The sequence below is a fragment of the Deltaproteobacteria bacterium genome (genome assembly GCA_026388545.1).
GTDB lineage: Bacteria > Desulfobacterota > Syntrophia > Syntrophales > UBA2185 > JAPLJS01.
Genome location: JAPLJS010000036.1, coordinates 1 through 3,779 on the forward strand (window position 1 = coordinate 1; position 3,779 = coordinate 3,779).

The window sequence follows — 3,779 nt, forward strand, 5'->3', positions numbered from 1 at the left end:
AAAACAGATTCGCCATTGATTGTTAATGCGGATACTCCATTGTCCTTTACGATTCCCTTTTAAAACATCCAGCCGATTTGAGGGCGGAAACCGTAAATCCTGAATCTCAATGGCCGCATCAATGGCGTTCAGTTTCATGAAAGCCCGTTCTTGAATATCGCCAGGGAATTTACGAGAAAAATCCCGACGAAAATTCTTCTCTGTTTCGCTACACCGAAAAGATCGAATCATGATTAAATAGTAAACTTTTTGTTTATTAATGTCAAGCAAAGAAATGGCGGCCTTACCAAGAAATAATTACCATGAGCATGGAGAACACACCACTCATTCAGACAACAAGGAATACCATTCGAAAGGATGAATACTCGTTAGAATCACCGGATGCTTTGTTACAGGAATAAACGTATTGTCGATGCCACTTACAATTTCTCAGCATCGATCGTAGTGGATCCTGACACAGGTAAAAAGGATGGGTATTGTCGCTGGAATCAACCAATCCCCGCACCCAACCACTGCACATACTGTTTAAATTCCGTTTTTTCCAGCGCATCCACAAGCTTTCTGTCGGCAGTGATCATTCTGGTCTCGTAAATCCTGGCAACCGCCACGTACATAGCATCGTAAACCGTTATCCCGCTGTGCATGGCAATGGAAACAGCCAGGGGCATAACCGGCCTGGATTGCTCGATCCTTATGGGCAAATACGTGATGGCGTCAACAATCTCCTCGACCTCAGCAGGTGTCAATTCATGCAGGCGCTGTTTTCTCCAGAGGATGTTTCCTGTCTCGGGATAGAGCAGATCCGGGGCCCACAGCATAAGTTCGCCGTCTGCCACCCGGGACATAACTTCCTCCGACTTGTCCGAAAGGATTTCCGGTATATAGACCTTGATAACCACACTCGCGTCAATTACCAGATTCACCTGGACCGGTCCTCTCGCAACAATTCAGCGCTGTCGGTAAATGTCCGGCGCTCTCCGGCGAGCTTCAACCTTATCTCAGCCGCCCGTTGCGCAATGTCCCCATAGGGCTGGCTGGCTATTTTCACAATAATATCAATGAGTTCCTGCTGAAGGGAACGGTTGTGGGATTTGGCCCTCTGCTTCAGCTCTTTGACAACTTCATCGGGGATATCACGGATTAATACATTTGCCATAGCATTCCTCCTTGCTATCAAAGTGATAGCATACAGACGGGTGGTTTACAATACATTATTTGTTCTTAAATTTATTCGATACGGAAGGATTGCGGGTAAGGAGGCAACTCATCAGAAGCCGCTATAAGTGATCGTCTTCAATGCTTTGATCAATATCTTTTTAATTCCATAATCGCGTAATTACCCCGCTGGTCTCTGTTTATATGCAGCAGGGTCTTTTCTTGAAATTGCATCACGAACAGGCTTACGCCGCAGGCCGTGGCCGAGCCGGAATATCCATAGTCACGGAGATAATCAAACTCGGCAGCGGGTCGCAAGGCCTCCCTCAAAGCGGCGGCTTCACTATCATCTATCAGTGCGCCGAAAGAGACCACATCCACCGGCGATCTTTCCCGCTTGCTGATCCAGCTCATACATGAATGACCATCCCTGAATGACCTGATCTCTGTAAATGCCCCGCAGGCGCCTTCTTTCTCAGGCTTGATGTAAAGCCACCCGCTTCCGTCGACCATTCGCCAGCCGCGATCAGCATTTTCTTCCAGTGCCGTTCGGGAAAGGGATGCTTCATCCACACCGCCGATCAGAGCGCTCCTTTCAGTACCTCCGGCGAAATCCACCTTCAGCAGTTCCAGCCCCCTTTCAAAGGAAAGGTGCTGGCTGGAAACGGTGATGTTGCGGCCCCGTATGCCAAGGTTCCGGGCAAGATAAAACGCAGCCGTACTGCTCATGGTATTGATGAATCCGAAAGGCTTCGGCAGAGAACGGGCTGCATATATCTCATCAAGAACATCAGCGGTCTCACCGAGATTGCCGTGCTCCGTCGTCAGGTAGACGGCCGTATCAGCCGCAAGGGTACGCTGGTGGATACATTGTCGGGCGCCAAGCAGGGAAAGCAGGATAAACTTGTTTACCCTGCGGAAATTTTCCGGGGTATAGCGACTTAGTTCATTTTTTAAAAAATTTATATCCGTGTTCGATTCGCCGGTGAAGGCAGAGGCGCTGTGAATGTACATTCCGCTCATCCCTTATTGTCCTTATTGGAGAGAATAAGGGTGGTGCAGTTACCGCCGAATCCGAAGTAGTTCAGCATAAAAACGCCCTCCCCTGCTTCCCTATTTTCCGTCAGGGGCGTCAGATTTAATTCCTCGTCCACTTCCCGGAAGCCCGGTGTGGAAGGGATAAATCCCGCCTTGACCGATTCCGTAAAGAGTATCAGCTCGTTGACGCCGCAAGCACCCACGGTATGCCCGATAAAAGGCTTGACACACGTCACGGGAGGAAGATGATTTCCGAAGGCCACCCTCATGGCGGCGCATTCTGTCCTGTCATTGTTCTCCGTTCCTGTGGCGTGGGCCTTGACGGCGTATATCTCCTCCGGGTCAATCTCCGCCTGCCTGAGGGCTCTGTTCATCGTTTCCGCAACCGCAGACCCTTCTTCATCGTGGCTGGCGACGCTGTACGTATCGCAGATATTCGCCCCGCCAAGGTGCATGAAATCACCGGCCTTCCTGCGCCTCCCCTCCAGCACCACTGCACCGCAGGCCTCACCTAAGATCAGGCCGTCCCGCGTCCTGTCAAAGGGCCTGTACTCAGAAGCGGCAATGGATTTCAGGGCTTCAAAACCGTAAAAACCGAGGTTATTGAAGAGGTCGTAGCCGACGACCATTGCCCTCTCGATGTGCCTCTCCTCGATCATGGCTGCGGCATAAAGGAAGGCGTTGGCGCTCGAAGTGCATGCCGTGGCGAAGGAATAGCAGTTACCCCCTATTCCGAACTTCTCAACGATGGCCCCGGCGATTTTACCGTACCCATAGGACGACTGGAGAAACATACCCGATACGGTCGCAGACGTCTTACGGTGGTTTCCCTCAAACACGGGAACATCCATAGACGTAGAGCCGAAGAACACATGCATATCCTTGATCTCCGAACGGTTCAAGCCGGCATCGAGGAGCGCCCGGGACACCGCAGAAAAGAGAATCGCATAGAAATATTCCGCGGAGCGGTTATCCAGCTTATCCCCTTCGTTGCGATTGATGAGGTAGTAAGGCTTGGTATAGGGCAGGCGGGCCATATTAAAGGGGATATGCTCAAGCTTTATCCTTTTATGGCGCACCGCATCAACGATCCCCTCCAGAGAATCGCCGAGGGAGCAGGTCATCGCCTTTCCCGTTACAAATGCCCTTCTTTTCAAAATTCTACTCCGGCTGAATAAAGTCGGCGAAGGTGTTCAACGATCTCATAACCCGCCTCATTTCCTTGCTGTCGGTAATGGCGATGTTGTATTTATTCTTTATGGCGATAGAGATTTGCAGGGCATCTATTGAGTCCAGGCTGAGCTTGGAATCTCTGCCGAAGAGGGGTTCTTCGTCACCGATCTCTCTGGGATCAGTCATTATATCACCCTCCTCGACGATTAACCTCTTCAATTCCATTTTCAGTCTCTCATCAATAGAACCTTTCATCGTTTTTATACCTCCCTCCGCCTCCGCAATAAGATTGCCGTCAAGGTCAGCATGACTACCCCGAAAATAAACAGGTACAGGCTTTTCGGGAGAACATCGGAAACATTGCCGTTCCGCAGGAAGATATCGAGGAATCCCTCCAGTCCCCAGGACATGGG

6 protein-coding genes are annotated in these 3,779 nt (G+C 50.5%); all 6 read right to left on the reverse strand.

The genetic code is table 11. The annotated features are described in order from the left end of the window. Positions 1-231, reverse strand: a 231-nt coding sequence (locus NTW12_03565; protein ID MCX5845422.1) for a type II toxin-antitoxin system RelE/ParE family toxin, incomplete at its 3' end; no start/stop codon positions are given. 257 nt (positions 232-488) lie between these two features. Continuing rightward, a complete protein-coding gene (locus NTW12_03570) occupies positions 489-923 on the reverse strand; it encodes a type II toxin-antitoxin system VapC family toxin (protein MCX5845423.1) in 435 nt (144 codons plus the stop codon). Continuing rightward, positions 920-1,156, reverse strand: a complete 237-nt coding sequence (locus NTW12_03575) for an Arc family DNA-binding protein (protein ID MCX5845424.1) — start codon at positions 1,154-1,156, stop codon at positions 920-922. The genes NTW12_03570 and NTW12_03575 overlap by 4 nt, the downstream gene beginning before the upstream one ends. Positions 1,157-1,305: 149 nt before the next feature. Further along, positions 1,306-2,169, reverse strand: a complete 864-nt coding sequence (locus tag NTW12_03580) for a hypothetical protein (GenBank protein MCX5845425.1) — start codon at positions 2,167-2,169, stop codon at positions 1,306-1,308. A 5-nt stretch (positions 2,170-2,174) separates the two neighbouring features. Continuing rightward, positions 2,175-3,350: a beta-ketoacyl synthase N-terminal-like domain-containing protein gene (locus tag NTW12_03585; protein MCX5845426.1), complete on the reverse strand. Its 1,176-nt coding sequence runs from the start codon at positions 3,348-3,350 to the stop codon at positions 2,175-2,177. 4 nt (positions 3,351-3,354) lie between these two features. Then, a complete protein-coding gene (locus tag NTW12_03590) occupies positions 3,355-3,621 on the reverse strand; it encodes an acyl carrier protein (GenBank protein MCX5845427.1) in 267 nt (88 codons plus the stop codon). Positions 3,622-3,779: the final 158 nt, after the last annotated feature.

Excerpts from the sequence above, each read along its gene's own strand:
- NTW12_03575 (MCX5845424.1), bottom strand. The coding sequence starts at position 1,156 with ATGGCAAATGTATTAATCCGTGATATCCCCGATGAAGTTGTCAAAGAG.
- NTW12_03590 (MCX5845427.1), bottom strand. The coding sequence starts at position 3,621 with ATGAAAGGTTCTATTGATGAGAGACTGAAAATGGAATTGAAGAGGTTA.
- NTW12_03580 (MCX5845425.1), bottom strand. The coding sequence starts at position 2,169 with ATGTACATTCACAGCGCCTCTGCCTTCACCGGCGAATCGAACACGGAT.